The sequence below is a fragment of the Paratractidigestivibacter sp. genome (assembly GCF_963660155.1).
In the GTDB taxonomy this organism is placed as follows: Bacteria; Actinomycetota; Coriobacteriia; order Coriobacteriales; family Atopobiaceae; genus Paratractidigestivibacter.
This window is the reverse complement of record NZ_CAVKWG010000023.1, coordinates 1-2,741: the sequence shown is the minus strand read 5'-3', so window position 1 is coordinate 2,741 and position 2,741 is coordinate 1. Positions and strand designations below refer to the sequence as shown.

Below are 2,741 nucleotides of genomic sequence, written 5' to 3'. Positions count from 1 at the left end.
GACATCCTGGTCATCTCCACGCCGACCGACCTGCCGAACTTCCGGCGCCTGCTGGGCGACGGCTCGGACTACGGCGTGTCGCTTGCTTATGCCGAGCAGCCCGAGCCGAACGGCCTCGCGCAGGCCTTCGTCATCGGCGCCGAGTTCGCCGGCGGCGACCCGTGCGCCCTGGTCCTCGGCGACAACATCTTCTACGGCAACGGCCTCTCGCGCCGCCTGCGCTGCGCCGTCTCGCGCGCCGAGGCGGGCCGGGGCGCCACGGTCTTCGGCTACCGCGTGGACGACCCCGAGCGCTTCGGCGTCGTGGAGTTCGACGCCGAGTACAACGCCGTCTCCATCGAGGAGAAGCCCGCCTGCCCCAAGAGCAACTACGCCGTGACCGGCCTCTACTTCTACCCGGGAGACGTCTGCGAGCGCGCCGCCAGGGTCGAGCCCTCGGCCCGCGGCGAGTACGAGATCACCGACCTCAACCGCATGTACCTGGATTCGGGCGAGCTCTCCGTGGAGACCCTCGGCCGCGGCTACGCGTGGCTGGACACCGGCACCATGGAGTCGCTCTTCGAGGCCTCCGAGTTCGTCCGCACCGTCGAGCGCGCCCAGGACCTGCCGGTATCGGTCCCCGAGGAGATCGCCTTCGAGAACGGCTGGGTCGACCGCGAGACCCTCGTCGCATGCGCCGAGCGCTACGGCAAGAGCGACTACGGCCGCCACCTCATGGACGTGGCCTCCGGCGCCATCGTCCCCGAGACCCACGTCAACGACTAGCAGCGAGGAGCTGACGCAAACATGGCAGAGGAGACCTTCTCCCCGAGGAACATCATCGTCACCGGCGGCTGCGGCTTCATCGGCAGCAACTTCGTGCACCACGTGGTGCGCGAGCACCCCGGCGTGCACGTCACGGTGCTGGACAAGCTGACCTACGCCGGCAACCGCGAGAACATCGCGGGGCTTCCCGCCGACCGCGTGGAGCTCGTCGTGGGCGACATCTGCGACGCCGGGCTGCTGGGGCGCATCGTGCCCGGCCACGACGCCATCGTCCACTACGCCGCCGAGTCCCACAACGACAACTCCATCGCCGACCCGGAGCCGTTCCTGCGCACCAACGTGGAGGGCACCTTCCGCCTGCTGGAGGCGGTACGTGCGCACGGCATCCGCTACCACCACGTCTCGACCGACGAGGTCTACGGCGACCTGGCCATCGACGACCCGGCCAAGTTCACCGAGTCCACGCCGTACAGGCCGAGCAGCCCGTACAGTTCCACCAAGGCGGCCTCCGACATGCTCGTCCGCGCCTGGACCCGCACCTACGGGCTTCGCGCCACGATCTCCAACTGCTCCAACAACTACGGCCCCTACCAGCACGTGGAGAAGTTCATCCCGCGCCAGATCACCAACATCATCGACGGCGAGCGCCCCAAGCTCTACGGCGCCGGCGAGAACGTGCGCGACTGGATCCACACCGAGGACCACTCCAGCGCCGTGTGGACCATCCTCACCAAGGGCGAGATGGGCGAGACCTACCTCATCGGCGCCGACGGCGAGAAGAACAACATCACCGTGCTGCGCATGATCCTGGAGGCCATGGGGAAGAGTCCCGACGACTTCGACTGGGTCCGCGACCGCCCCGGCCACGACCGCCGCTACGCCATCGACTCCACCAAGCTCCAGACGGAGCTCGGCTGGCGTCCGCAGCACACCGACTTCGCCGAGGGCCTGAAGCAGACCATCGACTGGTACGTGGCCAACGAGGCCTGGTGGCGCCCGGCGAAGGCCGCGACCGAGGCCCGCTACAGGGCCCAGGGCCAGTAGGGAAGAGGGAAGCAGGCAATGGCACAGATCGAGTTCGAGAAGCCCCTCTCCGTCCGCGAGACCCCCATCGAGGGCCTGCTCGTGGCCGACCTGCCCGTCCACGGAGACGCCCGCGGCTGGTTCAAGGAGAACTGGCAGCGCGCGAAGATGACCGCTCTGGGCGTGCCGGACATCCGCATGGTCCAGAACAACATCTCCTTCAACGCGCAGCGCGGCGTCACCCGCGGCGTGCACGCCGAGCCCTGGGACAAGTGGATCAGCGTGGCGACCGGCCGCATCTTCGGCGCCTGGGTCGACCTGCGCGAGGGCTCCGCCACCTACGGCAAGGTCGTCACGGCCGAGGTCGACGCCTCGCGCGCGGTCTTCACCCCGCGCGGCGTGGGCAACAGCTTCCAGGCCCTCGAGGACGGCACCGCCTACTGCTACCTGGTCAACGCCCACTGGTCGGCCGAGCTCAAGCGCACCTACACTTTCGTGAATCTCGCCGACCCGGAGCTCGCCGTCGAGTGGCCGATTCCGCTCGAGCAGGCCACCGTCTCCGAGGCAGACAGGAACCACCCGATGCTCGTCGACGTCGTCCCCATGGCGCCCAGGCGCACGCTCGTGACCGGCTGCAACGGCCAGCTCGGCCGCGCCGTGCGCGCGCTCGCCGAGGAGACGGGCCGCATCGGGACGTTCGACTTCTGCGACATCGACACCTTCGACATGGGCGACCCCGGCCAGTACCCCAAGTACGACTGGTCGCTCTACGGCGCCGTCATCAACTGCGGCGCCTACACCGCCGTCGATGACGCCGAGACCCCCGAGGGCCGCGTGACCTGCTGGGCCGCCAACGCCGCGGGCCCGGCGCTGCTTGCCCGCACCTGCGCCGAGCACGGCGTCACGCTCGTGCACGTGAGCTCCGACTACGTCTTCGACGGCACGCGAGAGCT

General features: G+C 69.2%; 3 protein-coding genes. All 3 read left to right on the top strand.

Annotated elements, in window-relative coordinates:
- A partial coding sequence (locus U5709_RS04265) for a sugar nucleotidyltransferase (protein WP_321972870.1) occupies positions 1–765 on the top strand: 765 nt, incomplete at its 5' end.
- Positions 766–786: 21 nt separating this feature from the next.
- Entirely contained in the window at positions 787–1,809 is a 1,023-nt protein-coding gene (gene rfbB, locus U5709_RS04260; RefSeq protein ID WP_321972869.1) for a dTDP-glucose 4,6-dehydratase, read from the top strand.
- An 18-nt stretch (positions 1,810–1,827) separates the two neighbouring features.
- A partial coding sequence (locus U5709_RS04255) for a dTDP-4-dehydrorhamnose 3,5-epimerase family protein (RefSeq protein WP_321972868.1) occupies positions 1,828–2,741 on the top strand: 914 nt, incomplete at its 3' end.

Coding starts and splice junctions, on each gene's coding strand:
- rfbB (WP_321972869.1), top strand. CDS start 787: ATGGCAGAGGAGACCTTCTCCCCGAGGAACATCATCGTCACCGGCGGC.